At 71.1% G+C, this 24378-nt stretch carries 23 protein-coding genes; 14 read left to right on the top strand and 9 right to left on the bottom strand.

Translation table 11 applies throughout. The annotated features are described in order from the left end of the window. Nucleotides 1-16: 16 nt before the first annotated feature. From ACFSNB_RS02675 to ACFSNB_RS02665, 3 genes are read right to left on the bottom strand one after another with little or no spacing between them, the layout of a single operon-like run. A complete protein-coding gene (locus ACFSNB_RS02675) occupies nucleotides 17-832 on the bottom strand; it encodes a polysaccharide deacetylase family protein (protein WP_377314256.1) in 816 nt (271 codons plus the stop codon). Beyond that, entirely contained in the window at nucleotides 829-2589 is a 1761-nt protein-coding gene (asnB, locus tag ACFSNB_RS02670; protein ID WP_377314254.1) for an asparagine synthase (glutamine-hydrolyzing), read from the bottom strand. Before asnB ends, ACFSNB_RS02675 begins: the two co-directional genes overlap by 4 nt. A gap of 6 nt (nucleotides 2590-2595) precedes the next feature. After that, nucleotides 2596-4509 (bottom strand): polysaccharide biosynthesis protein, encoded by a 1914-nt coding sequence (locus tag ACFSNB_RS02665; protein ID WP_377314252.1) that lies wholly within the window; start codon nucleotides 4507-4509, stop codon nucleotides 2596-2598. A gap of 176 nt (nucleotides 4510-4685) precedes the next feature. On the opposite strand from ACFSNB_RS02665, the gene pap reads away from it, so the two are divergent. Beyond that, a complete protein-coding gene (gene pap, locus ACFSNB_RS02660) occupies nucleotides 4686-6206 on the top strand; it encodes a polyphosphate:AMP phosphotransferase (RefSeq protein ID WP_377314250.1) in 1521 nt (506 codons plus the stop codon). Nucleotides 6207-6343: 137 nt separating this feature from the next. Here pap and scpB read toward each other — a convergent pair whose 3' ends face one another. From scpB to ACFSNB_RS02645, 3 genes are read right to left on the bottom strand one after another with little or no spacing between them, the layout of a single operon-like run. Continuing rightward, a complete protein-coding gene (gene scpB, locus ACFSNB_RS02655) occupies nucleotides 6344-7123 on the bottom strand; it encodes a methylmalonyl-CoA decarboxylase (RefSeq protein WP_377314248.1) in 780 nt (259 codons plus the stop codon). A gap of 27 nt (nucleotides 7124-7150) precedes the next feature. After that, a complete protein-coding gene (locus tag ACFSNB_RS02650; RefSeq protein ID WP_377314246.1) occupies nucleotides 7151-7540 on the bottom strand; it encodes a hypothetical protein in 390 nt (129 codons plus the stop codon). Nucleotides 7541-7598: 58 nt separating this feature from the next. After that, the gene (locus ACFSNB_RS02645) at nucleotides 7599-8069 is read right to left on the bottom strand and encodes a methylated-DNA--[protein]-cysteine S-methyltransferase (RefSeq protein ID WP_377314244.1); all 471 of its coding nucleotides are present in this window, start codon (nucleotides 8067-8069) and stop codon (nucleotides 7599-7601) included. A gap of 136 nt (nucleotides 8070-8205) precedes the next feature. Between ACFSNB_RS02645 and ACFSNB_RS02640 the strand changes: the two genes are divergently transcribed. The 13 genes from ACFSNB_RS02640 to ACFSNB_RS02580 all read left to right on the top strand — a co-directional run bounded on the left by ACFSNB_RS02640 (nucleotide 8206) and on the right by ACFSNB_RS02580 (nucleotide 19176). Further along, complete coding sequence (locus ACFSNB_RS02640; RefSeq protein WP_377314243.1) at nucleotides 8206-8463, top strand: DUF6489 family protein; 258 nt, start codon at nucleotides 8206-8208, stop codon at nucleotides 8461-8463. Then, nucleotides 8460-8816, top strand: a complete 357-nt coding sequence (locus ACFSNB_RS02635) for a (2Fe-2S) ferredoxin domain-containing protein (RefSeq protein ID WP_377314241.1) — start codon at nucleotides 8460-8462, stop codon at nucleotides 8814-8816. The genes ACFSNB_RS02640 and ACFSNB_RS02635 overlap by 4 nt, the downstream gene beginning before the upstream one ends. A 1-nt stretch (nucleotide 8817) precedes the next feature. Further along, the gene (gene mnmE / locus ACFSNB_RS02630) at nucleotides 8818-10143 is read left to right on the top strand and encodes a tRNA uridine-5-carboxymethylaminomethyl(34) synthesis GTPase MnmE (protein WP_377314239.1); all 1326 of its coding nucleotides are present in this window, start codon (nucleotides 8818-8820) and stop codon (nucleotides 10141-10143) included. A gap of 229 nt (nucleotides 10144-10372) precedes the next feature. Next, entirely contained in the window at nucleotides 10373-12250 is a 1878-nt protein-coding gene (gene mnmG / locus ACFSNB_RS02625; RefSeq protein WP_377314237.1) for a tRNA uridine-5-carboxymethylaminomethyl(34) synthesis enzyme MnmG, read from the top strand. Between the two features lie 8 nt (nucleotides 12251-12258). Continuing rightward, complete coding sequence (gene rsmG / locus ACFSNB_RS02620; protein WP_377314235.1) at nucleotides 12259-12897, top strand: 16S rRNA (guanine(527)-N(7))-methyltransferase RsmG; 639 nt, start codon at nucleotides 12259-12261, stop codon at nucleotides 12895-12897. After that, nucleotides 12878-13780 (top strand): ParA family protein, encoded by a 903-nt coding sequence (locus ACFSNB_RS02615; RefSeq protein WP_377314233.1) that lies wholly within the window; start codon nucleotides 12878-12880, stop codon nucleotides 13778-13780. The genes rsmG and ACFSNB_RS02615 overlap by 20 nt, the downstream gene beginning before the upstream one ends. Nucleotides 13781-13809: 29 nt before the next feature. Beyond that, nucleotides 13810-14691 (top strand): ParB/RepB/Spo0J family partition protein, encoded by an 882-nt coding sequence (locus ACFSNB_RS02610; protein ID WP_377314231.1) that lies wholly within the window; start codon nucleotides 13810-13812, stop codon nucleotides 14689-14691. A gap of 34 nt (nucleotides 14692-14725) precedes the next feature. Then, the gene (locus ACFSNB_RS02605) at nucleotides 14726-15091 is read left to right on the top strand and encodes a hypothetical protein (protein ID WP_377314229.1); all 366 of its coding nucleotides are present in this window, start codon (nucleotides 14726-14728) and stop codon (nucleotides 15089-15091) included. A gap of 7 nt (nucleotides 15092-15098) precedes the next feature. Next, a complete protein-coding gene (locus tag ACFSNB_RS02600) occupies nucleotides 15099-15590 on the top strand; it encodes a YchJ family protein (protein ID WP_377314227.1) in 492 nt (163 codons plus the stop codon). Between the two features lie 73 nt (nucleotides 15591-15663). Further along, entirely contained in the window at nucleotides 15664-16773 is a 1110-nt protein-coding gene (gene ribA / locus ACFSNB_RS02595; protein ID WP_377314225.1) for a GTP cyclohydrolase II, read from the top strand. A 214-nt stretch (nucleotides 16774-16987) separates the two neighbouring features. Beyond that, nucleotides 16988-18193 (top strand): bifunctional phosphopantothenoylcysteine decarboxylase/phosphopantothenate--cysteine ligase CoaBC, encoded by a 1206-nt coding sequence (coaBC, locus tag ACFSNB_RS02590; RefSeq protein ID WP_377314373.1) that lies wholly within the window; start codon nucleotides 16988-16990, stop codon nucleotides 18191-18193. Between the two features lie 28 nt (nucleotides 18194-18221). Beyond that, complete coding sequence (gene dut, locus ACFSNB_RS02585; RefSeq protein WP_377314224.1) at nucleotides 18222-18716, top strand: dUTP diphosphatase; 495 nt, start codon at nucleotides 18222-18224, stop codon at nucleotides 18714-18716. Nucleotides 18717-18720: 4 nt separating this feature from the next. After that, entirely contained in the window at nucleotides 18721-19176 is a 456-nt protein-coding gene (locus ACFSNB_RS02580; RefSeq protein WP_377314222.1) for an RrF2 family transcriptional regulator, read from the top strand. A 331-nt stretch (nucleotides 19177-19507) separates the two neighbouring features. On the opposite strand, the gene dapA is transcribed toward ACFSNB_RS02580, so the two are convergent. From dapA to ACFSNB_RS02565, 3 genes are all read right to left on the bottom strand, one after another. Further along, nucleotides 19508-20446, bottom strand: coding sequence for a 4-hydroxy-tetrahydrodipicolinate synthase (dapA, locus tag ACFSNB_RS02575; RefSeq protein ID WP_377314220.1), 939 nt, complete (start codon nucleotides 20444-20446; stop codon nucleotides 19508-19510). A gap of 11 nt (nucleotides 20447-20457) precedes the next feature. Continuing rightward, complete coding sequence (locus ACFSNB_RS02570; RefSeq protein ID WP_377314218.1) at nucleotides 20458-20919, bottom strand: hypothetical protein; 462 nt, start codon at nucleotides 20917-20919, stop codon at nucleotides 20458-20460. Nucleotides 20920-21177: 258 nt separating this feature from the next. Continuing rightward, on the bottom strand, nucleotides 21178-24231 hold the full coding sequence (locus ACFSNB_RS02565) for a DUF748 domain-containing protein (RefSeq protein ID WP_377314216.1): 3054 nt from the start codon (nucleotides 24229-24231) through the stop codon (nucleotides 21178-21180). Nucleotides 24232-24378 lie beyond the last annotated feature (147 nt).

Genomic DNA, 24378 nt, shown 5'->3' with positions numbered 1-24378 from the left:
GTGGGCGGAGCCCACATCACAGGCGATCGAGCCGCTTCCGCGCCGCGCGATAGGCCGGATCAAGCCCGCCGGCCAGGGTCAGCGCCTGCCAGGCCGGGGCGGCGGCGAGGTCGAGATGGTCGGCCCGCAGCGCCAGCTTCGGGGTGGTCGCGTCATTGCCGCCGCGCACGCCGGAGCGGCAGAAGCGGTGATGGCGGCCGATCTCGGCGAAAGCGGCGGAATCGATCGAACCGACATCGCCGAACGGAAAGGCGAACCACGCGCTGGGGCCGAGCCGGCGGGCCAGCAGGTCGGCGCCGCCGCCGATCTCGTCGGCGAGGCGGGCGGGGGACAGGCCGGCGAGGCGGGGATGGGTCAGGGTATGGTTGGCGATGACGTGTCCGGCGGCGGCCAGGGCGGCGAGCTCGTCCCAGCCCAGCAGCGGCTCGGGCGCGGGGCGCTGGCCGCGCAGGACGTTGGCGGCGACGGCGGCCGCCTGTTCGGCCGGGGCCAGCTCGATCAGGCCGGGGCAAACGAACAGCAGCGCCCGGATCCCCAGCGGCGCCAGGATCGACTCGGCGACGATTCGGTTGGAGGCGAAGCCGTCATCGAAGCTGACCAGCAGCGGCGGCGGGCCGGGCGGCGGCGCGGCACCGTCAAGCAGCGTTTCGGCCTCGGCCGGGCCGATCAGACGGCCGGCGGCGGCGAGATCACCGAGGATCCGCGCCAGCACCGGGCGCTGGGCCGGCGGCACGTCGTGCAGCAGCAGGATGCGGAAGCCGCCGGGCGCGAGCCGGCGCCACAGCCGGACTTCCGGCAGGATCAGCGCGGCGAGGCGGTCGCGCCGGCTCATGACGCGGCGACCTGGGCGCGGTGGACCCGTCCGGCCCAGCCGCGCAGCGAGGATTCGCCCAGCCAGCGCGCCACCGGCACCGAGAAGCCGGTCTTGGGCCGGGTCAGCAGCGCCGCCGGCAGCGGCGGGGCGGCGCAGGCGGCCATCGCCGCCTTGTCCGGCAACTGGCCGCTGGCGGCGCCGATCCGCAGCACCGCGCCGAGCAGGGCGGTATCGACCAGCGGTACCCGGATTTCGACTCCGTGCGCCATTCCGGCCCAATCGGCGTCGCGCAGCAATTGCGAGCGCATGTAGCAGCCCATTTCCAGGCAGGACAGCGCCCGGCGCGGATCGTCGATGCCGGCGACGCAGGCGGCGAGGCGTTCGCGCAGGGCGAGGCGGTCGAGCCCGGCGCGGGCCATGTCGGGGTCCATCACCGCCGGCAGTTCGTCGGGCAGGAACAAGGCGCGGCGCAGGAAATAGGCCTCGGGCAGGCTGCCGCCCCAGGCGATCAGCCCGGCGGCCTTGGGCCGGCCGAGGCGGCGGGCGAGGCCGGCGCCGTGGCGGGCCAGCCCGTCGCCGAGGCCGGGCAGCGCCGCCAGTGGCCGCATCAGCCGCACCAGACGCGGCACCTTGCGGAAGGTGTCGTAGCCGGCGAACAGCTCGTCGCCGCCGAGGCCGGACAGGGCGACCTTGAGGCCCCGGCGGGCGGCGGCGCGGGCCACCAGCCAGACATTGACCCCGTCGATCGAGGGCTGGTCCATGTCGGCCAGGATGCGGTCGCGGGCCTCGGCGAAATCGCCGGCCGGGATCCGCTCGGTGACATGATCGGTGGCGTAGGCGGCGGCGACCTGCTCGGCCAGCGGCACCTCATCGCCCGGGGTGCCGGCGAACTCGTCGAAGCCGAGCGTCACCGTCGCCAGCCGGCCCGGCGCCCGCGCCGCCGCCAGCGCGCACAGGGTGGCGGAATCCCGTCCGGCCGACAGGAACAGCCCGACCGGCACGTCGGCGATCAGGTGATGGGCGACACTGTCGGCCAGCGCCTCGGCCAGGGTCGGCGCCGGGCCGTCGCCGCCGTCGCCGCGCAGGGTTTCGGTCAGGTCGAAGAAACGGCCGTGGCGGTGGCTGCCGTCGGCGTCCCAGCTTTCCCAAGCGCCGGGGGCGAGGGCGCGGATGCCGCGATAGAGGGTGAACGGCTCGGGGACATGGCCCCACAGGAAGAAGCCGGCATGGCCGGCCGGGTCGGGGCTGGTGTCGATCCGGCCGCCGGCCAGCAGCGCCTTGACCTGGGAGGCGATCCGCACCGTGCCGCCGGCCTCGGCGAGGTAGAGCGGCTTGATGCCGAGGCCGTCGCGGGCGGCGATCAGCCGCCGCGCCCGCCCGTCCCACGCCACCAGGGCGAACATGCCGCGCAGCGACGACAGCACCCCGGGGCCGTAGCGGCGCAGCAGCTCGACCACCACCTCGGTGTCGGAACCGGAGCGGAAGCGGACGCCTTCGGCCTCCAGCCCGGCGCGCAGGGCGCGGTAATTGTAGATCTCGCCGTTGAAGACCACCTTCATCGTCCCGTCGGCGCTGGCCATCGGCTGGGCGCCGGTCGGGCTGGGATCGATGATCGACAGGCGGCGGTGACCGAGCCCGACCCGGCGGTCGGGGCTGAGCCAGCTGCCGGCGCCATCGGGACCGCGCGCCGTCATCCGGTCGCGGATCGCCAGCAATTCGGCCGGATCGACCGGGGGGGCGCCGGCGGCGGCGAACAGGGCGACCAGGCCGCACATCGCGCGCTACTCCGTCGCCGGGGCGGCGGGGGCGGCCCCGGCCCGCGACGGCTGATATTCCGGCACCAGCCGGCGCAGCAGGGCCAGCGCCGCCTCGCCGCGCCGGGCCAGACTGGCCTCGCGCAACTCGTCGATGGCGCGGCCGAGCGGCACCGCCTCGACCGCGCGCGGCGCGGCCAGCAGCAGGCCGGGCTCGCCGGTGGCGACCGGCGGCTCGGCGCCGTGGAAGATCTCCTCGAACAGTTTTTCGCCCGGACGCAGGCCGGTGAAGGCGATCGAGATGTCGTGGTCGGGGCGCAGTCCGGCGAGGCGGATCATCTGGCGGGCCAGATCGACGATCCGCACCGGCTCGCCCATGTCGAGCACGAAGATCTTGCCGCGATAGGCGGCGTCGGTGGCGCCGAGGCGCGAGGCCTGCAACACCAGCTCGACCGCCTCGCGCACGGTCATGAAATAGCGGGTCATCTCGGGGTGGGTGACGGTCAGCGGCCCGCCGGCGGCAAGCTGCTTCTGGAACAGCGGCACCACCGAGCCGGTCGAGCCCAGCACGTTGCCGAAGCGGACGGTGACAAAGCGGGTGCCGCCCGGATTGCCCCCGGCGGCGAGATCGAGCGCCTGGGCGTACATCTCGGCCACCCGCTTGGTCGCCCCCATCACGTTGGTGGGATTGACCGCCTTGTCGGTCGAGATCTGCACCATCACCCGCACCCCGGCGGCGACGCAGGCATCGGCGACGATCCGGGTGCCGACGGCGTTGGTCAGGATCCCTTCCTCGGGATTGCGTTCGACCATCGGCACATGCTTGAGGGCGGCGGCGTGGAACACCAGTTCGGGGCGGTGGGTGTCCATCGCCTCGCCGACCCGGGCCGCCATCCGCACGTCGCCCAGCAGCGGCACCACGCGCGGGGCGTTGGGCAGCGCCGTCAGTTCCTGATCGATGCTGTAGAGATTGAACTCGCAGGCCTCGAACAGCACCAGCCGCTCGGGGCCGCAGGCGGCGATCTGGCGCACCAGTTCCGAGCCGATCGAGCCGCCGGCCCCGGTGACCATCACCCGCCGGCCGCGAATCATTGCCTCCAGCCCGCTGCGGTCGAGCGCCTGCTGCGGCCGGCCGAGCAGATCCTCGACCGCGATCGGCCGGATCGGCACGGTCTCATCGACGCCGTTCAGCTCGGTCAGGCGCGGGATCCGCCCCAGCGCGAGGCCGAGCCGGTCGGCCTCGTCGAGCAAGGCGCGGACGGTGGCGCCGTCGAGGCCGTGATCGGTGATGATCAGCCGCTGTGGCGCCTGTCCGCGCCGGCGCAGTTCGGCCACCACCTCGGCCAGTTCGTCGATCGCCCCCAGCACCTCGATGCCGTGGATGTTGCGGCCGACCCGGGCGCCGCGCGGGCTGACCACGCCGACGGCGCGGTATTCCGCCACCGCCGAGCGGGTGGCGCGGATGAACAGCTCGGCCTCGTCGCCGGCGCCGACCAGCAGCGCCGGCACCGCGTCGGGATTGGCGAAGCGGCGGGCCTGACGGCGATCCTTGAAATTGCGGTAGATGAAGCGCGGCCCGCCCAGCAGGATCAGCAGCACCAGCCAGTTGATGATCAGCACCGAGCGCGGCAGCGTCTGCAACCGGTTGACCAGGAACAGCAGCACGGTGAACGCGGTCACCGTCAGGGTGGCGGCGCGCACCAGCCCGACCATGTCGTTGGTCGAGGCATAGCGCCACACCCCGCGATACAGGCGCAGCGACAGGAACACCGGCACCGCGACGGCGACGAACAGCACGACGCCGAGCAGCAGATCGCCGTTGCTCCACAGCAGCCACAGCCCGTCGCCCAGCCGCAGATAGAGCGCGGCGACGAACGAGGACGCGGCCATGACGACATCGTGGGCGAAGGCGACATGGGCGCGCGACGGCTTGAACTTCATTCCCTGACCTCGGGAGTCTTCACGGCGCCTCTTTTAGCCCGGATTTCCCCCCCTGTCACGGAACTGACGGTGGTGGCGGCGTCGCGACCGCGCCGGATGGACGGATTCGACCTTGCCGACCCCTATCTTTCGGCCCATGCTGTTTGGAGGTTCGGGGACGACCGGGGAGGGGCGCGATGTTCGAGGCGGCGGAACTGGGACGCAAGATCTCGCGCGAGGATTTCGACGCCCTCGCCCCCGCGCTGCGCACCGAGCTGCTGGAATTGCAGCAGCAGCTGCGCGGGGCCGATTTCCCGGTGATCATCGTCTTCGCCGGGGTCGATGGCGCCGGCAAGAACGAGACGGTCAACCTGATCAACGAATGGATGGACCCGCGCTGGATCGAGACGCGGGCCTATGGCGCCGCCTCGGACGAGGAGGCGGAGCGGCCGCCGTTCTGGCGGTTCTGGCGCGACCTGCCGCCCAAGGGCAAGATCGGGCTGTTCCTGTCCTCCTGGTATCATGCTCCGCTGATCGACCGGGTACAGGGCAGGCTGACCCCGGCCGAACTCGACGAGGCGCTGGCGCCGATCCTGCGCTTCGAGAAGACCCTGGCCGACGAAGGGGCGCTGATCCTCAAATTCTGGATGCATCTGTCACAGCCGGCCCAGAAGAAGCGGCTGAAAAGCCTGGAGAAGGACCCGCTGACCGCGTGGCAGGTCAGCGAGACCGACTGGAAGCATTACGAGCAGTACGACAAGTTCCTTGCCGCCGCCGAGCGGATCATCATGCAGACCAGCAAGGGCCATGCCCCCTGGCGGATCGTCGAGGGTGCCGACCAGCGTTATCGCTCCGCGGTGGTGCTGGAGACGCTGAAGGCGGCGATTGGGTCCCATCTCGCCGCCCGCTCCGCCGCGCGCAAGGTCGATGCCGAACTGCGCGACGAGAGCCGCGACAACGGCTCGGCGGTGACCGCCGCGTTGCCGCCGCAGCCGTCGATCCTGTCCTCGCTCGACATGACGGTGGCGCTCGATCCCGCCCTCTATGCCCAGGCGTTGCAGGAGCAGCGCGCCCGGCTGGCGCTGCTCTATCGCCGCGCCATCGAAACCCGGCTGTCCACCGTGCTGGTGTTCGAGGGTTGGGACGCGGCGGGGAAGGGCGGCACCATCCGCCGGCTGACCAACGCCCTCAACGCGCGGGATTATCAGGTGATCCCGATCGCCGCCCCGACCGAGGAGGAACGGGCCCATCATTATCTGTGGCGGTTCTGGCGCCATCTCGCCCGCGCCGGCCGGGTGACGGTGTTCGACCGCTCCTGGTACGGACGGGTGCTGGTCGAGCGGGTCGAAGGCTTCTGTTCCGGCGAGGCGTGGCGCCGCGCCTATGGCGAGATCAACGATTTCGAACAGCAGCTGACCGGGCACGGCATCGTGCTGTGCAAATTCTGGCTGCACATCACCGCCGAGGAACAATTGGCCCGCTTCACCGCCCGGGGCGAGATCGATTACAAGAAATGGAAGCTGACCGAGGAGGATTGGCGCAACCGCGAGAAATGGGGGCTCTACGAGCAGGCGGTCAATGACATGGTCGAGCGCACCTCGACCCACAACGCCCCCTGGACCCTGGTCGAAGCCAATTCCAAGCCCCATGCCCGGGTCAAGGTGATGCGCACCGTCGCCGACGCGCTCGAAGCCGCGTTGGGGGCGAAGAAAAAATAACAGGATGTGGGCTCCGCCCACGCCCGCCAAGGGCCGAGGGCCCTTGGAACCCGTCGATGGTCGGGTGTGGCGAGGACAAGGCATGGGATCCAAGGGCCTTGCGGCCCTTGGCGGGTGCGGGCAGAGCCCGCTCTTTTTTATTTTCCAGAGAAATTAGGTGAACGTTTTTCCCGGAAAGCGTTAATACCCTCGATATAATCCTCGCCGTCATAGATCTGGCGGCGCAGGCCCTGGACCCGCTCGAACATCCGCGGCGTGATGGCGTGGGCGGCGACCAGCACCCGCAATTCCTCCTTCATCACCGCGATCGCCAGCGGGGCGAGCTTGCAGATTCCGGCCGCCATGTCCTCGCAGAAGGCGGTGATGCGGTCGGCCGGCTGGAGATGGTTGACCATGCCCAGCGCGTGGGCGCGCTCGGCGCTGATCGGCTGGGCGGTGAACACCATTTCGCGCACCGCATGCAGGCTGGCGGCGTTGACGAAGGTCAGCAGGCCGGAAATGTTGTAGGGGATGCCCAGCTTGGCCGGGGTGATGGCGAAATGGACGCCGGGGGTGGCGACCAGGATGTCGCAGGCCAGCGCCATTTCGAACGCGCCGCCCCACACGCCGCCTTCGAGCAGGGCGATCACCGGGGCGGGGAATTCCTCGATGGCGCGGATCACCACCCGCAGCGGATCGCCCCAGCCGAGCGGGTCGCGGTGGGTGTGGGGCAGTTCGCCGATGTCATGCCCGGCCGACCACACCGCGACGCCCGGTTCGGCGCGCAGGATCACGCAACGCGCCTTGACCGCGCGCGCCTGTTCCAGCCCGGCGATGATCTCGCCGATCAGCGCCTCGCCCAGCACGTTGCGGCGTTGCTGATGGGCCATCGTCAGGATGACGAGGAAGCCCTTTTGTTCGAATCGCACCAGCGCCATCGTCGCGCCTCCCGCTTGTGAGGATGATCAGTGACGGCCGGTACGGCGGTGATAGCGCCGGCGCGGCGTGCCGTAGGGGTCCGACCATTCCTCGTTGCCGCCGCCCTCGCCGTCATCGCGCGGCCGGGTCACCAGCCGCCACGCCCCCGCCACCAGCAGGGGCGGCAGCACGATGATCAGGATCCGGCCGATGACGTTGAAGAAATTGCCGCGATCGGTGGCGATCACGATCGCGTTCTTGCAATCGTAGCGTTGCTGGAAGGTGCCGGTGCAGTCGCTCAGCCGGTCGCGCACCGACAGCGAGCTGTGATTTTCCAGTTCGTCGGCGGGCAGGAGAAACTGGCTCCATACCCCCCAGCCGATCCACAGCAGGCACAACGCGGTCGCGACCGACTTGCCAACCTTGCCCTGACTCACTGAAGGCGTCCTCTCGCGATGCGTGATGGCGGCTATTCTAGCAAGACGGTGGCGAAGCTCAACCCGGACCGGCCGGCTCGGGCGGGATCGCCCCTTCATGGCGCAGCAGCCGCGCCTTGGTGGCGAGGCCGCCCTGGCCGGAATAGCCGCCCAGGCGGCCGTCGGCGGTCAGCACGCGGTGGCAGGGGATCAGCAGCGGAATCGGATTGCGGCCGCAGGCGCCGCCGATGGCGCGGGGGCCCGAATCGAGTTCCCGGGCGAGGTCGCCGTAACTGCGGGTCTGGCCGAACGGGATTTCCGCCAGCATCGCCCACACCCGGCGCTGGAACGGGGTGCCGGCCGGGGTCAGCGGCAGGGTGAAGCGGCGCAGCCGGCCGGCGAAATAGGCGGCGATCTCGTCCCGCGCCTGCCGCAGCAGCGGGGTTTCCGTCGCGCCCCCCCGCTCACCCCAGGCCAGCGCGGTGATCGCCCCATCGGTTTCGATCAGGGTCAGCGGGCCGAGCGGGGAGGGGAACGACAGATGAGCCATGGCGGCTACGATAACAGCAGCAAGGCGGGGAAGGGGAGGGGCAATTGCGCCGGCCGGCGCCACGGCTTAGGCTGGAACCCAGGCGGAGCCGCCGCCCTGGCCGGTTCGCCCTCACCCGATCGATCAGGGAGCGGTCATGAAGATCTCCGTCGATGTCGAGTGCACCCCGGAAGAATTGCGCGCCTTTCTCGGCCTGCCCGACGTTCAGCCGATGCAGCAGGCCCTGATGCGCCAGATGCAGGACCGGATGGCGGCCAGTCTCGCCGCCGCCGATCCCGAAACCATGCTCAAGGTCTGGCTGCCCGCCGGGGTGCAGGGGATCGAGCAATTGCAGAAGATGTTCTGGTCACAGTTCGCCGCCGCCGGCGGTCGCAGCAGGGAGAGTAAATCGTGAGTTCGCCCGAGTCCGTCGCGTCCTACTATCGCCTTCATGTCTTCGTCTGCACCCACCAGCGCCCGGCCGAGGAGGCCCGGCGCGGCTGCGGCGACCGGGGCAGCGCGGCGGCGCGCGACCATCTCAAGCGCCGGGCCAAGGAGCTCGGCCTGGGCGAGGTGCGGATCAACAATGCCGGCTGTCTTGGCCGCTGCGCGCTGGGGCCGGTGCTGGTGATCTATCCCGACGCGGCGTGGTACCGCTTCGACTCGATCGCCGACATCGACGAGATCCTCGACCGTCATCTCGGCCGGGGCGAGCGGGTCGAGCGCCTGCTGCTCGATGGCCCGGTGACCCCGGTGCTGACCGCCTGAGATGACCGACACCATCTATGCCCTCGCCAGCGGGGCGGGGCGGGCCGGGGTGGCGGTGTGGCGGCTGTCCGGTCCGGGCAGCGCCGCCGCGCTGGAGGCGCTGAGCGGCCGGCCGCTGCCGCCGCCCCGGCGGGCCGGCCGGGTCCGCTTGCGCGACGCGGCGGGCGAGCCGATCGATGACGGGCTGGCGCTGTGGTTCCCCGCCCCCCACAGCTTCACCGGCGAGGCGGTGGTCGAGCTTCAGCTTCATGGCGGCCGCGCCGTCGCCCGCGCTTTGGCGGCGGCACTGGAACGGCTCGGCCTGCGTCCGGCCGAGCCGGGCGAGTTCAGCCGCCGCGCCTTCCTCGCCGGCAAGATCGACCTCAGCCAGGCCGAGGCGATCGCCGATCTGGTCGCGGCCGAAACCGCCGCCCAGCGCCGGCAGGCGCTGCGGCAGATGGAAGGCGGCCTCGCCCGCGAGGTCGAGGCTTGGCGGGCCCGGCTGGTCGGGCTGGCGGCGCGGCTGGAGGCGGCGATCGATTTCGCCGAGGAGGATCTGCCCGACGATCTGATCGCCCGGGTCGAGGCCGAGGCGGCCGCTCTTGCCGCCGACCTCGCCGCCCATCTCGCCGCCGGACGGCGGGGCGAGGCGGTACGCGATGGGGTCGAGATCACCCTGATCGGTGCCCCCAACGCCGGCAAGTCGAGCCTGCTCAACCGGCTGGCCGGACGCGAGGCGGCGATCGTCTCGGCCGAGGCCGGCACCACCCGCGACGTGATCGAGGTCCATCTCGATCTCGGCGGCTGGCCGGCGATCCTGGCCGATACCGCCGGCCTGCGCGAGGCCGAGGCGGCGATCGAGGCGGAAGGGGTACGCCGCGCCCTTCGCCGCGCCGAACAGGCCGACCTCAAGCTGGCGGTGTTCGACGCTACCCATTGGCCCGAGCTGGACGCCGCCACCCTGGCGATGATCGACGACGCCACCCTGGTGCTGCTCAACAAGAGCGAACTGGTGACGGCCCCGTTGCCCGATTGCGTCGCCGGCTGCCCGGCGCTGGCGGTGTCGGCGCGGCGGGGCGACGGGATCGAGGCGCTGCTCGACCACCTCGCCCTTGCCCTCGAACAGCGGCTGGCCGGGGGGGCCGCGCCGCTGCTGACCCGGTCCCGGCACCGCGCCGCCGCCGAGGCAGCCCGTGCCGCCCTCGACGGCTGGTCGGCCCGGGGCGACCTCGGCCTCGCCGCCGAAGCGGTGCGGGCGGCGGCGGCGGCACTGGGCCGGATCACCGGCCGGGTCGATAGCGAGGAATTGCTCGACGCGATCTTCGGCGAATTCTGCATCGGTAAATGAGGGGGGAGTACGCACGGGCTGTCGCCCGTGAACCCACCCGGGGCGATGCCCCGGACCCCCTTCTTTTTTGGTTCCTGACAGAACTCCGGGGTATAAGGGCGGGGCATGGCCTGGCACGTCCGCTCATGACCCTTGGGCTCCCTGAATAATCCTTGAAAAAAGGGGAGGTCCGGAGGCTCCGCCTCCGGGCGGGTGCGGGCGGCAGCCCGCGCGATCAGTCAGGAAGAGGATGTTTCACGTGAAACAATGGGACGTGGTGGTGATCGGGGCCGGCCATGCCGGCTGCGAGGCGGCGGCGGCGGCGGCGCGAGTCGGAGCCCGCACCGTGCTGGTGACCGACCGTCTCGCCACCATTGGCGAGATGTCGTGCAACCCGGCGATCGGCGGGTTGGCCAAGGGCCAGATCGTGCGCGAGATCGATGCCCTCGACGGGCTGATGGGGCGGGTGATCGACCGCGCCGGGATCCAGTTCCGCATGCTGAATCGGGCCAAGGGACCGGCGGTGTGGGGGCCGCGTGCCCAGGCCGACCGCGCCCTCTATCGCCGCGAAATGCGCGCCGCGCTCGACGCGGTGGCCGGGCTCGACCTGCTTGAAGCCAGCGTCACCGACCTTGAGATCAAGGCCGGGCGGGTGAGCGGGGTGGTGCTGGCCGACGGCCGGACCCTCGCCTGCGGTGCGGTGGTGATCACCACCGGCACCTTCCTCAACGGGGTGATCCATCTCGGTGCCGACACCTGGCCGGCTGGCCGGATCGATGAGCCGCCCTCGCTCGGGCTGGCCGAGGCGCTGCGGCGGGTGGGGCTGCCGCTGGGGCGGCTGAAGACCGGGACCCCGGCCCGACTCGACGGCCGCACCATCGATTGGGACAGCCTCGACCGCCAGCCGGGCGACGATCCGCCGGTGCCGTTCTCGTTCCTGACCGAACGGATCACCACCCCGCAGATCGCCTGCGGCATCACCGCCACCACTCCGGCCACCCATGCGGTGATCCGCGCCAACCTCGACCGCGCCCCGATCTATACCGGTCAGATCAGCGGCACCGGGCCGCGTTACTGCCCCAGCATCGAGGACAAGATCGTCCGCTTTGCCGACCGCGAGCGGCATCAGATCTTCCTCGAACCGGAGGGGCTCGACGATCACACCGTCTATCCCAACGGCATCTCGACCTCGCTGCCGACGGATGTTCAGACGGCGATGATCGCCACCATCCCCGGGCTGGAACGCTGCGTGATGCTGCGGCCGGGCTACGCGATCGAATATGATTACGTCGATCCGCGCGCGCTGGAACGCTCGCTGGAGACCCGGGCGGTGGCCGGGCTGTATCTCGCCGGCCAGATCAACGGCACCACCGGCTACGAGGAAGCGGCGGGGCAGGGGATCGTCGCCGGGATCAATGCCGCCCGCGCCTGCGGCGGCCAGGGGCCGCTGCTGCTCGACCGCGCCGACGCCTATCTCGGGGTGATGATCGACGATCTGGTCGGGCGCGGCACCAGCGAACCTTATCGGATGTTCACTTCGCGGGCCGAATACCGCCTGCTGCTGCGGGCCGACAATGCCGACCAGCGGCTGACTCCGCTCGGGTTGGCGGCCGGCTGTGTCGGTTCGGTCCGCGCCACCGCCTTCGCCGAACAGGTGCGGCGGCTGGAGGAGGGGCGGGCGCTGCTGAAGGGGGTGAGCGCCAGTCCGACCGAACTGGCCCGCGCCGGCCTCGCCATCAACCAGGATGGGGTGGCCCGCTCGGCCTGGGACCTGCTGGCCTATCCCGACCTTGATCTGGCCCGGCTGCGGCAGGTGTGGCCGGCGCTGGAAGGGCTCGATCCGGCCCTGGCCGAGGTGCTGGAGGCGGAAGGAACCTATGCCGGCTATCTCGCCCGCCAGGAGGCCGATATTCGCGCCTATCGCGCCGAGCAGGGACTGAGCCTGCCGGCCGATCTCGATTATGATGCGATCGGCTCGCTGTCGAACGAGGTGCGGCAGAAGCTGAAGGCGGTGCGGCCGGACAGTCTGGCGGCGGCGGCGCGGATCCCGGGCATCACTCCGGCGGCGGTGACGGCGCTGCTCGGCCATGTCCGCAAACAGGCGCAAGGCGGGGAGGGACGGGCATGAACACCCCGATGACGGTTCCGGAAGCCAGCGAGGCCGAACGGGCCACCCTGGCTGGGTTCGGCGTTTCACGTGAAACAATCGAGCGGTTGGAATCCTATGCCGCGCTGCTGGTGCGCTGGCAGGCGCGGATCAATCTGGTCGGCCCCGACACCGTGCCGGCGCTGTGGCGGCGCCATCTGATCGATTCCGCCCAGCTGTGGCCGCATCTGCCGGACGGGGCGCGGCGGCTGGTCGATCTCGGCAGCGGTGCCGGCTTCCCCGGGCTGGTGCTGGCGATCCTCGGCGCCCCCGACGTCCATCTGGTCGAAAGCGACGCCCGCAAGGGGGCGTTCCTGCGCGAGGCCGCCCGCATCACCGCCACCCCGGTGACGATCCTGTCGCGCCGGATCGAGCAGATCCCGCCGCTCGGGGCCGACGTGATCACCGCCCGCGCGTTGGCGCCGTTGCCGCGTCTGCTCGCCTGGGCGGCGCCGCACCTCGCCCCCGGCGGGCAATGCCTGTTTCTCAAGGGTCGTGGCGCGGAAGACGAATTGACCGCGGCCGCGAAAGATTGGAAGATCGGCCACCGCCGCATCCCGTCGCTGACCGACCCGGACGGCGCCATCCTTCAGCTTCGCGAGGTACGAAGTGGCCCAGACCAGCCCTAGCAGCGACGCCGTTCCGGCGGCGACGCGGGTCATCGCCATCGCCAACCAGAAGGGGGGGGTGGGCAAGACCACCACCGCGATCAATCTCGCCACCGCCCTGGCCGCCACCCGCCGTTCGGTGCTGGTGATCGATCTCGATCCCCAGGGCAACGCCTCGACCGGGCTCGGCATCGATCGCACCGCCCGGGCGGTGACGATCTATCACGTGCTGCTGGGCGAGGCGACCCTGGCCGAGGCGATGATCACCACCGAGATCCCCGGCCTCTCCCTGATCCCCTCCGGGGTCGATCTGTCGGGGGCCGAGCTGGAGCTGATCGATTTCGACCGGCGGGAACAGCGGCTGCACGACGCCCTCGACGGCGCGGTGGCGGCGTTCGATTACGTCCTGATCGATTGCCCGCCCTCGCTCAATCTGCTGACCCTCAACGCTTTGGTCGGGGCCGATGCGGTGCTGGTGCCGCTGCAATGCGAATTCTTCGCCCTCGAGGGGGTCAGCCACCTGATCAAGACGGTCGAGCGGGTGCGCCACGCCTTCAATCCCGGGCTCGAACTTCAGGGCATCGTGCTGACGATGTTCGACCGCCGCAACAACCTGTCCGAACAGGTCGCCGCCGACGTGCGCGCCTATTTCGGCGACAAGGTCTACAACACGGTGATCCCCCGCAACGTCCGGGTGTCGGAGGCGCCGAGCCATGGCAAGCCGGTGCTGATCTACGACGTCAAATGCAGCGGCTCGGAGGCCTATCTTGGCCTCGCCAGCGAATTGCTGCGGCGCGAGCGCGGTCTGCCGCCCGGCCCGGACGGGAGCGAGCCGGGGCCGGGCCAGGCCGGGGCGGATGAGGACGGGGATGACGACGCGATCGAATCGGATGTGAGGGCATAAGCATCGTGGCCGAGGAAAGACGGAAGGGGTTGGGACGGGGATTGTCGGCGCTGCTGGGGGATCAGGCCCCGGCCCCGGCGACGGGGGAGAGCGCCAGCGGTCTCGGCACCCTGCGGACGATGCCGGTCGAATGGCTCCAGCCCGGCCGGTTCCAGCCGCGCCGCCATTTCGACGAGGAGCACATCGCCGATCTGGTCGAATCGATCCGCGACAAGGGGGTGTTGCAGCCGCTGCTGGTGCGGCCGCTGCCGGGGCCGCAGGGCCGGTTCGAGATCATCGCCGGCGAACGGCGCTGGCGCGCGGCGCAGCGGGCGCGGCTGCATCAGGTGCCGGTGATCGTCAACGATCTCAGCGACCGCGAGGCGCTGGAAATCGCCCTGGTCGAGAATCTCCAGCGCCAGGACCTGTCGCCGCTGGAAGAGGCCGACGGCTACCGCCGGCTGATGGAGGAATTCTCCCACACCCAGGAACAATTGGCCAAGGCGGTGGGCAAGAGCCGCTCTCACGTCGCCAACATGATCCGGCTGCTGGCGCTGCCCGATCCGGTGCGTGAATTGCTGGAACAGGGCGAACTGACCGCCGGCCATGCCCGCGCCTTGCTGACCGCGCCCGATCCGGTCGGCCTCGCCCATCAGGTGGTGACCAAGGGCCTCAACGTCCGCCAGACCGAAAAGCTGGCCAGCAGCCAGGGCAAGCCCAAGCCGGCGGGCGGGCGGGGCGAGCCGGCCCCGCGCGATCCCGACCTGATCGCGCTCGAACGCGATCTGGCCGAAAGCCTGGGCTGCCGGGTGACGGTGCATCCGCTCGGCAAGGGCGGCGAGTTGACCATCGCCTATGGCTCGCTCGAACAGCTCGACGACCTGCTGTCGCGGCTGTCGCGCGCGCCGGCGGCCCGGGCCGACGCGGTGTGAGCCGAGGGGCGAGCGGGCAGGGGAGGGGGCAGAGGTGAACGAGGATCCGAGCGGGCGGGAGTCTTCGCCGCTGGCGGCGATGCTGGTCAATCTCCCCCCCGAGGTGGTGGAGTCCTTCACCCCCGAGCAGCGCGCCGCTTTGTGGCGGGCCTCGACCCCGATGAACTGGCGCCGCTTCCCGATCGACTTCCGCCTGTCGCTGCCGTTCGGCCGCCGGCGCTATTTCCTGACCCTGGTGGCCGGGCCCGAGCGCCGCGCGCCGGAGCGTCGGCGGCGCGAATGGGGGCTCCATCCCCGGATCACTCGGCTTAACATATTGTTTTTATTGTGTTTATTTGGCGCAATCGTCCTGGTGGACCGGGTCGTGCCGCTGCTGTTGTCCCACCTGATCACTCTCTGAGGCCCCGATGACGTCGTCCTGCCCCTGCGGCTCCGGCCGGAGCTACGAATCCTGTTGCCAGCCCTACATCACCGGGGCCGCGCTGCCGCCGACCGCCGAGGCGCTGATGCGGTCGCGCTATACCGCCTTCACCGTCCAGGCGATCGATTACCTGCACGACACCCTGGCCGAGGAGCGGCGCGACCGCTTCAACCGCGCCGACACCGAGCAGTGGGCGCGCGATTCGGAATGGGTCGGGCTCGACATCCTGGCGACCGAGGCCGGCGGGCCGGAGGACGAGGCCGGCCGCGTCGCCTTCCGCGCCAAGTTCGTCTATGATGGCAAGCAGGAAACCCACCTCGAACTGTCGCGCTTCCGCAAGGATCAGGGGCGCTGGGTCTATGTCGATGGCGATGTCGGCAAGATGATGCCGGTGACCCGCCACAACGATCTGCCCGGGCGCAACGATCCCTGTCCGTGCGGTTCGGGCAAGAAGTTCAAGAAGTGCTGCGGCGCCTGAGTCCGCCGCGCCGGCCGGAATGCTCCGGCCGGTCCCCCTCAGGCCACCGCCGCGACCGAAAGGCCCCCCCGCGATGACCCCCAGCCTTGACCTCAGCCCCCGCCCCCAGCCGGAGGTGGATCGCCCGATGATCGCGGTCGATCGCGCCATCGCCGAGTTGCGGCGCGGCCAGATCGTCGAAGTGACCGCGCCCGAGCGCCGGGTGGCGATGTTGGCCGCCGAGGCGGTGACCGGGCAGAGCCTCGCCCGCCTCGCCGCCTTGTCCGACATTCCGCCGGTGCTGCTGCTGACTGGCCGCCGCCTCGCCGCGCTGGGGCTCGGCGAGGACGAGGCCGGCGCGGTCGGCCGCCTGAGCGGGCCGGAATGCGGCGACGCCGAGCAGGTGTCGCTGCTGGCCAATCCCTGCGCCGAGGCGACCGCGTCGCTCCGGCCCGAACCGGCGCTGCCGGGCGACCGGCTCGATCAGGCCTGCGTCACCCTGGCCAAGCTGGCCCGGCTGCTGCCGGCGGCGCTGGTGGTGCCGCTGACCGCTCCCACCGCCGACCGCCTCGCCGTCGAGGCCGAGGCGGTGCTGCGCCATCAGGTGACGGTGGCCCGCTCGCTGCGCCCGGTGGCCGAGGCGCGGGTGCCGCTGGCCCAGGCGGAAAACGCCCGCATCGTCGCCTTTCGCCCCTCCGACGGCGGCATCGAGCATCTGGCGGTGGTGATCGGCGATCCCGACCCGGCCCGGCCGGTGCTGACCCGGCTGCATTCGGAATGTTTCACCGGCGACCTGCTCGGCTCGCTGCGCTGCGATTGCGGCGACCAGCTGCGCGGCGCCATCGCCGAGATCGCCGCCGCCGGCAGCGGGGTGCTGCTCTACCTCGCCCAGGAAGGGCGCGGCATCGGCCTGGTCAACAAGCTGCGGGCCTACCAGTTGCAGGATGCCGGCTTCGATACCCTCGACGCCAATCTTCAGATCGGCTTCGACGATGACGAGCGGATCTATCTGCCCGCCGCGCAGATGCTCGACCGGCTCGATATCCACAAGGTGCGGCTGATGACCAACAATCCGCGCAAGGTCGAGGCGCTGGCCCGCCACGGCGTCGATGTGGTCGAGCGGGTGCCCCACGTCTTTCCCTCCAACGACCACAATCAGGGCTATCTGCGCACCAAGGCGCGGCGCAGCGGCCATCTGTTCTGAGCCGGATGTGGGCTCCGCCCACGCCCGCCAAGGGCCGCAAGGCCCTTGGATCCCCTCGATGGTCGGGGCACGCCGGACAAGGGAAAGGGTTCCAAGGGCCCTGTGGCCCGGGGCTGGGTGCGGGCAGCGCCCGCTCTCAGTCCTGTTGCATCCCGGCCCCGGCGGCGGCTAGGGTGACGCCGCATCAAATCGATCGTTTGTGGGGAGAGTGAGCGTGCTCGACGGCCGGCGGATTCTGTTGATCCTTTCCGGCGGCATCGCCGCCTACAAGTCGCTGGATCTGGTGCGCCGCCTCAAGGAGCGCGGCGCCCAGGTGCGCTGCGTCCTGACCCGGGCGGCGGCCGAGTTCGTCACTCCGCTGTCGCTCGCCACCCTGTCGGGCGAGGCGGTGCATCAGGAGATGTTCGGCCATGCCGCCGATCCCGGCGGGATCGACCATATCCGCCTGACCCGCGAGGCCGATCTGGTGGTGGTGGCCCCGGCCACCGCCCATCTGCTGGCGCGGATGGCGGTCGGGCTGGCCGACGATCTCGCCACCACCCTGCTGCTGGCCAGCGACAAGAAAGTTTTGGTCGCCCCGGCGATGAACAGCCGGATGTGGGACCATCCCGCCACCCAGGCCAACCTCGCCGTACTGGCGGCGCGGGGGGTCGAGCGGGTCGGCCCCGCCGCCGGCACCCTGGCCTGCGGCGAGACCGGCGAGGGGCGGATGGCCGAGATCGAGACGATTGTCGCCCGGATCGAGGCGCTGCTGGGGGCCGGGCCGCTGTCCGGCCGCCACGCCATCGTCACCAGCGGCCCGACGATCGAGCCGATCGACCCGGTGCGCTACATCGCCAACCGCTCGACCGGCCGCCAGGGCCACGCCATCGCCGCCGCCTTGGCCGAACTCGGCGCCCGCGTCACCCTGGTCAGCGGCCCGGTGGCGCTGGCCGATCCGCCCGGCTGCACGGTGGTGCGGGTCGAAAGCGCGCTCCAGATGCTGAACGAGGCGCGCGCCGCGCTGCCGGCCGACATCGCGGTGTGCGCGGCGGCGGTGGCCGACTGGACGGTGGTCAACCGTTCGACCGAGAAGCGCAAGAAGAAGATCGGCGAGCCGCCGCCGGTGCTCCAGCTCGCCCCCAATCCCGACATCCTCGCCACCCTGGCCCGCGCCGAGGCCGACCGGCCGCGTCTGGTGATCGGCTTCGCCGCCGAGACCGAGGCGCTGCTCGACAATGCCCGCGACAAGCGCCAGCGCAAGGGCTGCGACTGGATCCTCGCCAACAGCGTGGCCGAGGGCGACGACAGCTCGTTCGGCGGGGCCGACAACACCGTTCATCTGCTCGATGGCGAGAGCGTCGAAAGCTGGCCGCGGATGAGCAAGCGCGAGGTCGGCCGCCGCCTCGCCCAGCGCATCGCCGCCGCGCTGGCCGAATAATCCACCGCCGCCCCAGGGAGCCCCGTCGATGCCCGAGTCCGTCCTGCTGCCCCGCGTCGAGGTGCGGGTGCTCGATCAGCGCCTGCACCAATGGGGGCTGCCGCGTTATCAGTCCGAGCAGGCCGCCGCGCTCGATCTGCGCGCCTGTCTGGACAATCCGCTGATTCTACACCCCCAAACGCCGGCTCAGTTGATACCCTCGGGAATCGCGGTGTATATTGGTCACGATCATGTCGCCGCGCTGGTTTTGCCGCGCTCCGGGCTCGGTCACAAACAGGGGCTGGTGCTGGGCAACGCGGTCGGGCTGATCGACGCCGATTACACCGCCGAGGTGATGATCAGCGCCTGGAACCGCTCGGCGCCGGGGACCGAGCCGATCGTGATCGCCCCGGGCGACCGCATCGCCCAGTTGCTGTTCGTCCCGGTGGTGCGTCCGGCCCTGGCTGTGGTCGAGGCCTTTTCGGCCGCGACCGCGCGTGGCGGCGGCGGGTTCGGCTCGACCGGGACGGAGAAGGGACGCTAGGGGGATGCTGAAACCGTCCAAGAAGATGCTGTTCGCGATCGAGGCGGTGCTCGACATCGCCTATCATGCCGGCGGCGAGCCGGTGCAGAGCCGCGAGATCACCCGCCGCCAGGGGATTCCCCGCCGCTATCTCGAACAGACCTTGCAGCAATTGGTGCGGGCCGGGATCCTGGTCGGGGTGCGCGGCCCGCGCGGCGGCTATCGCCTCGCCCGCGAACGCCGCCGCATTTCGGTCGGCGAGATCGTCCGGGTGGTGCGCAATCTCGAAACGATCGAGGACGGTGCCGAGGAACCGCCGGCCTCCGCCCTCGGCCGTCAGGTGATCCGCCCGATGTGGGGCGACCTGGGCGAGGAGATCATGGCCCGGCTCGACGGCATCAGCATCGACGAGCTGTGCATGCGGGCCTATCGCGACGGCGTGCCGAGCGAGGCCGCCCAGAAACTCGACTTCACCATCTGAGGTCAACACCGTTCTCTTGTTGGGCACTCGCCCAAGTCCATTTGGGGCGATGCCCCCCTTCCTTTTCGCAGGCTCAATTCGCGCGAGGTCGGCCCCCGTAAACGTCGCCTGATACCGCCCGGCCAATGAACTGACCCGTCGGGGTCAGTTCAGGCCGAGACGGTGACGTTCAGGCGCCGCGCGGGCTTGCCGGCCGCCGAACGGATCCGTTCAAAGGGCGGCCGGTCTGACGGCCCACACATGGCGGCATACTTAACTTTCCCGTGAAATTGTTCCCTCGGCTTTCTGACTCCAGATATCGGCCCGGGGGCTGGTCGATGTCGTTTGGTGATTACGCCACGGCAGCGAACCGTTCCACGCCGATCGCCGCCTGTGCCTCTGCCGGAAGGATAGCCTGGAGGGCACGCTGAACCTGCTGCTCGTGGCACGCCTGCAGGGAGGTCAGCGGCAGGCGGAGTTCGCCTTTGATCTGGCCGAGACGGGCCAGCGCCCATTTCACCGGTACCGGGTTGCTCTCCACGAACAGGGCAGTGTTCAGCTCGGCCAGTTGATGGGCGAGCTGGGCGGTGCGGCGGTACTCATGGGCCGCCCATGCCTGATGCAGGGCGGCACACAGGGCGGGCACGACATTGGCGATCACCGAGATGCAGCCCTGGCTGCCGAGCGCCAGATGGTCGGCGACCAGATCGTCGTCGCCGCACAGCCGCAGGAATTCCGGCGGCACCGAATAGCGCACCCGTCCCGCCTTCGCCATGTCGCCGGAGGCATCCTTGAGCCCGGCGATGTTGGGTAATTGCGCCAGCCGGACGATGGTCTCCAACTCCAAGGTGATCCCGGTGCGCTTCGGCACGTCGTAAAGGATGATCGGCAGGGTGGTGCTGGCCTGTACCGCCTCGAAATGGCGGAACAAGCCTTCCTGGGACGGGCGGTTGTAATACGGCGTGATGCACAGCGCCGCGTCGGCGCCGAGCATTTCGGCGTGGCGCACCAATTCGATGGTGGTGGCGGTGCAGTTGGAGCCGGCACCGGCGATCACCGGAACTCGGCCCCTCGCCGCCCGGACCGCCAAACCGATGATCTGGATCTGCTCGGCATGGGACAGGGTCGGGGCTTCGCCGGTGGTGCCGCAGGGCACCAGGGCGCTGCTGCCAGCGCGAATCTGGCGCTCGCACAGTTGAAGGAACGCCTCCTCGTCGACCCGGCCATCGGTAAAGGGGGTGACCAACGCGACCATGGAGCCGCCCAGGTGATCGAGGCGATTGCTGGACATCGGGGCATCTCCTAAATGACGCGACGCAGCCAGGCGGGGCGCGACGCCACCACCAGGGTCCGGCCGCCGGCCTGGGTGATCGCCTGATCGGCAAAGCCCTTGGCACGCAATTGATCGAGAATGGACGCAAGCCCGGCCTTGGCACTGTCACGGGTCAGCTGGATGGTGACGATGCGGGGCGTCTCCAGGTGATCGATGGCGGTGGCCAAGTCGGCGTCGATGGCCTCGATACCGGTGAAGCAGACCACGTCGGCTGCGCTCACCTCGCTCCGGCACCGCGCGGGGGAGCGTAGGGTGGTGGCGCTCTTGCAGCCGTTCCGGGCCAACCCGAGCAGCAGATCGAACGACCCTGGCCCGATCACCACCACCCGGTCACTCGCCCGGACGGCGGTGGCGGCGAGGAGGATCTGGGTGCGGCACGGGGTGGGGACGTCGGCAGGCAAGGAAGGCTGCAATTTCAAGGCGGTCGACATGGCGAACCAATCCTAAGCAATTGACGCTGGAGCAAGCCTATCGCTGCCGCCAATCATGGTTCCACGCGGTTTTGCGTAAGCGGCGCATCAACGGAGTCAGCGTCGTCTGAGGGCTGCCTTGTTCGTGGCGGTGAATGTCGCGCCCGGATCGCGCGAGGCAACGATGGCAATCTCCGCGACGTCATCGGCCGTATCGCCGATCCCCAAAGGGATCCAAGGGCCTTCGGCCCTTGGCGGGGGCGGGCGGAGCCCGCGTTTCTACAGCAGCAGATCGACCCGGGGCGCCTTGTCGTTCCCCTCCTCGATTTCGCCCCGGCAGGAATAGAGCCGCTCGGGCGGAATTCCGGCCTTTTCCGCCAGATAGGCCTTGGCCGCCGCGCTGCGCCGGTCGGCCAGGGCCTGCAACGCGGCGCGGTCCTCGGCGGTCAGTTCGCCCGGCGGCGGCGGTTCGGCGCCGATCAGCCGTTGCAGCCGGCTCAGCACCGGGTGGTCATCGGCCCGGCGCCGCGCCGCCACCACCGGCCCCTCGGCCAGGGTGGCCTTGCCGCACAGGGTGAGATGCAGCCCGGCCCGCCCCTGCAACAGGGTGGCGGCGCGGTCGAGCAATGCCCGCTGCTCGTCGCCGAGGCTGGCGTCGCCCGGGGCGAAGGTCAGCGGCGCGACTGTCAGCCGGCCGCCGTCGCTGTCCTCGCCGATCAGTGAAATCAGCGCCGTCAGCGGGAAGGCGACCTTGAGGGTGGTCATCACCGCGCTCGACAGCGCGCCGCCGATCGCCTGATTGACCGCGTCGCTGAAATCGAAATCGGGCGAATCGAGCCGTCCCTTGACCGGGATCGACAGCTTGATCCGCCCCTCGCCGTCGCGCAGCAGGTCGAGCACCGTCTCGATCGGCAGGCCGGTGCGTTGCAGCAGCGGGGCGTGGGGATCGGGGGCGGCGATCGCCAGATTGGACAGGGTCAGGTCGAGCCCGGCGTCGAGGGCGCCGCTTTTGGCCTCGCCGCGCAGGGTGCCGTCGAAATGGCCGGTGCGGAGCTGGAGCCCGAGCGCGTCGGCGACGTAGGGCGAGAAGGGCGGCAGTTCGAGCGCGCTGATCCGGCTGTCGATCCGGCCGCCCGGCGGCGAGGCGAACGGGCGCAGGGTGCCGCTGGCGGCGATGCTGGCGCTGCCGATCGCGGTGGCGAGGCGGAATGGGCTGTCGTGATCGGGGTGGGTGCCGTCGAGCCGCTCGATCGTCAGGTCGATCGGGCTGACCTCCAGCCGCAGCGGCTCGGGCAGGGTGCGGTCGTGGAAGGTCAGCCGGCTGGCGCCCGCCACCACCACCCGCCCCAGCGCCAGCCGGGGCGGCGGCTGCGGCCGGCCGTCATCGGTGCCGGTGGCGGCGGTGGCGGCGCTGAAGCCGAGCAGCCCCTCGCCGGTGCGGGTCAGGCGCAGGGTCAGATCGTCGAGCCGGGCTTCCTCGGCGCGGGTGGTGCGGCCGTCATGGCTGGGGCGGTCGAGCCGCAGCGCCCGCGCCTCGATCCGCCAGGGATAGGCGTTGCCGCCGGTGCGCCGCAGCGCGGCCAGTCCCTCGGCGCGGATGCGGGCGGCGCCGGCGTGGCCGTCGCGGGTCAGGGCCAGTTCGTCGCCGGCGATCCGCTCCACCGCCAGCCACTCCTCATGGCCCCGGGCCGGGCCGATTGCGAGCCGCTCCGCCGCGATCTTGCCGCGCGCCGTCACCGGTACCGCCGCGCCGGCCGGCACCGGGGCGAGTTCGGCGGTGACCTCGCCGTGGCCCAGGCTGGCGGCGACCTCGCCGGCGGTCAGGCGGCCGTCGCGCAATTCGAGCCGGCTGGGGCCGGCCAGGGTCAGCGGCAGGGCCGAACGGGCCGGGGCCGGTTCGAGCCGGGCGCTGAGGCGGGTCTGGCCGACCGTCGCGGAGATGTCGCCGGCGGTGAGGTGCAACCGGTCGAGCCCGGCTTCCAGCGCGCCGTCGGAGCGCAGCGGGAAGGGCGCGCCGGCCGGGGTGGTCAGCAGCCGGCCGGTCAGGCTGACCCGTCCCGCCTGCCCGCTATAGGCGCGGTCGGCCAGTTTGGCCTCGTCGAGGGTCACCGTGCCGCCGATGCGGAACGGGGCGCCGCGGTCGGACTCGAGGTCGCCGGCCCAATGCCCGCGCGCGGCGGTCAGGGCGGGCGGGCTGCCCTTGACCGCGAAGCCTTCGGTGTCGAGGCTGCCCTGGGCGGTGAGATGGCGGCCGACCAGTCGCGCCGCCGGGGTTTCCAGCCGGGCCTTGCTCGCCGCCAGCGCGGTGCCGCCGCCGAGATCGATGGTCAGCCCGGCCGCCTCGGCGCTGCCGTCGAGGTCGAGCTGGCCGCCGGCCCAGGTCAGATGGCCGAGGGCGAGGGCGAAGCGGTCGGCGCGGAAGGTCACCGGCTGGGCCAACGCGGCGCGGGCGATGTCGAGCCGGCCCTGGCCCTCGACATGCGCCCCGTCGGCGCCCAGCCGGCCGCTGGCGGTGACGGCGAGGTCGGCGGCGCCCCGGGCCTCGGTCAGGCCGATCTCGGCCAGCCCGGCGGCGATCGCGGCGAGATCAAGCCCGCTGGCCGAGGCGTCGAGGGTGAAGGCGGGCTCGGCGGCGAACGGCAGCACCGTGCCGGACAGGGTCACCGGCGCGCCGTTGAGGCTGCCGTCGAGGCTGAAGCTCACCGGCAGATCGGGCTTGCGGCTGTGCAGGTTGGCGACATGCAGGTGTTTGATCGCGATGTCGGCGACCAGTGGGCCGCTGGCCAGATGCAGCCGGCTGTCGGTCAGGTCGAGTTCGGTCAGATCGACCCCCCAGCCCGGGGTCTTGGCGGCGCGGGCGGGGGACGGGGCGGGGGCCGGCTGGCCGGCCGGCGGGGGCGGTTCGCCGGCGGCGAGCGGCAGGCCGTTGATCACGATCACGTCGCTGCCGGCCTCGCGCTGGATGTCGATGGTGACCCCGGTCAGCGCCAGCCGGTCGATCACCACCTGCCGGCGGAACAGCGGGCCCCAGCGGAAATTGAGGGCGAAATCGCCGATGCCGAGCGCGCTGCCGAGCGGCGGCCGCGCCACCACGTCGCGCACCACCAGATGGCCGTCGAACAGCGACAGGGCGCTGTCGGCGACGCTGACCTCGACCATGCCGTAATCGCGCAGGGTGCGGATCAGGCCCCAGCGCAGCCCGGCATCCGGCAGCAGCCAGCCGGCCAGCGCCAGGGAGCCCAGTCCCGCCGCCGTGCCGAGCGCCCACCAGCCGCGTCGCCCCAGTCGGATCCGCGCCATTGCCGTCACCACCCGCCGTTGCCGTCCCTCCATGATCTTTGGCCTGCGAAAAAAGGCAAGCCCGGATCGACCGCAACGGGAGGCGCCGCGCCGATCGGGAACTGCCGATCGGGCGGGGGGATCTATCGTTCGATGGAGAAAGCAGCCGGGAGGCGGACCGGTTGGTCCGCCTCCCGGGGC

It is taken from the genome of Phaeospirillum tilakii, assembly GCF_042683125.1.
Taxonomy (GTDB): domain Bacteria; phylum Pseudomonadota; class Alphaproteobacteria; order Rhodospirillales; family Magnetospirillaceae; genus Phaeospirillum; species Phaeospirillum tilakii.
This window is presented reverse-complemented; position numbering and strand designations above follow the sequence as displayed.

Coding starts and splice junctions, on each gene's coding strand:
- ACFSNB_RS02675 (WP_377314256.1), bottom strand. CDS start 832: ATGAGCCGGCGCGACCGCCTCGCCGCGCTGATCCTGCCGGAAGTCCGG.
- asnB (WP_377314254.1), bottom strand. CDS start 2,589: ATGTGCGGCCTGGTCGCCCTGTTCGCCGCCGCCGGCGCCCCCCCGGTC.
- ACFSNB_RS02665 (WP_377314252.1), bottom strand. CDS start 4,509: ATGAAGTTCAAGCCGTCGCGCGCCCATGTCGCCTTCGCCCACGATGTC.
- pap (WP_377314250.1), top strand. CDS start 4,686: ATGTTCGAGGCGGCGGAACTGGGACGCAAGATCTCGCGCGAGGATTTC.
- scpB (WP_377314248.1), bottom strand. CDS start 7,123: ATGGCGCTGGTGCGATTCGAACAAAAGGGCTTCCTCGTCATCCTGACG.
- ACFSNB_RS02645 (WP_377314244.1), bottom strand. CDS start 8,069: ATGGCTCATCTGTCGTTCCCCTCCCCGCTCGGCCCGCTGACCCTGATC.
- ACFSNB_RS02640 (WP_377314243.1), top strand. CDS start 8,206: ATGAAGATCTCCGTCGATGTCGAGTGCACCCCGGAAGAATTGCGCGCC.
- mnmE (WP_377314239.1), top strand. CDS start 8,818: ATGACCGACACCATCTATGCCCTCGCCAGCGGGGCGGGGCGGGCCGGG.
- mnmG (WP_377314237.1), top strand. CDS start 10,373: ATGTTTCACGTGAAACAATGGGACGTGGTGGTGATCGGGGCCGGCCAT.
- rsmG (WP_377314235.1), top strand. CDS start 12,259: ATGACGGTTCCGGAAGCCAGCGAGGCCGAACGGGCCACCCTGGCTGGG.
- ACFSNB_RS02600 (WP_377314227.1), top strand. CDS start 15,099: ATGACGTCGTCCTGCCCCTGCGGCTCCGGCCGGAGCTACGAATCCTGT.
- ribA (WP_377314225.1), top strand. CDS start 15,664: ATGACCCCCAGCCTTGACCTCAGCCCCCGCCCCCAGCCGGAGGTGGAT.
- dut (WP_377314224.1), top strand. CDS start 18,222: ATGCCCGAGTCCGTCCTGCTGCCCCGCGTCGAGGTGCGGGTGCTCGAT.
- ACFSNB_RS02580 (WP_377314222.1), top strand. CDS start 18,721: ATGCTGAAACCGTCCAAGAAGATGCTGTTCGCGATCGAGGCGGTGCTC.
- dapA (WP_377314220.1), bottom strand. CDS start 20,446: ATGTCCAGCAATCGCCTCGATCACCTGGGCGGCTCCATGGTCGCGTTG.
- ACFSNB_RS02570 (WP_377314218.1), bottom strand. CDS start 20,919: ATGTCGACCGCCTTGAAATTGCAGCCTTCCTTGCCTGCCGACGTCCCC.
- ACFSNB_RS02565 (WP_377314216.1), bottom strand. CDS start 24,231: ATGGAGGGACGGCAACGGCGGGTGGTGACGGCAATGGCGCGGATCCGA.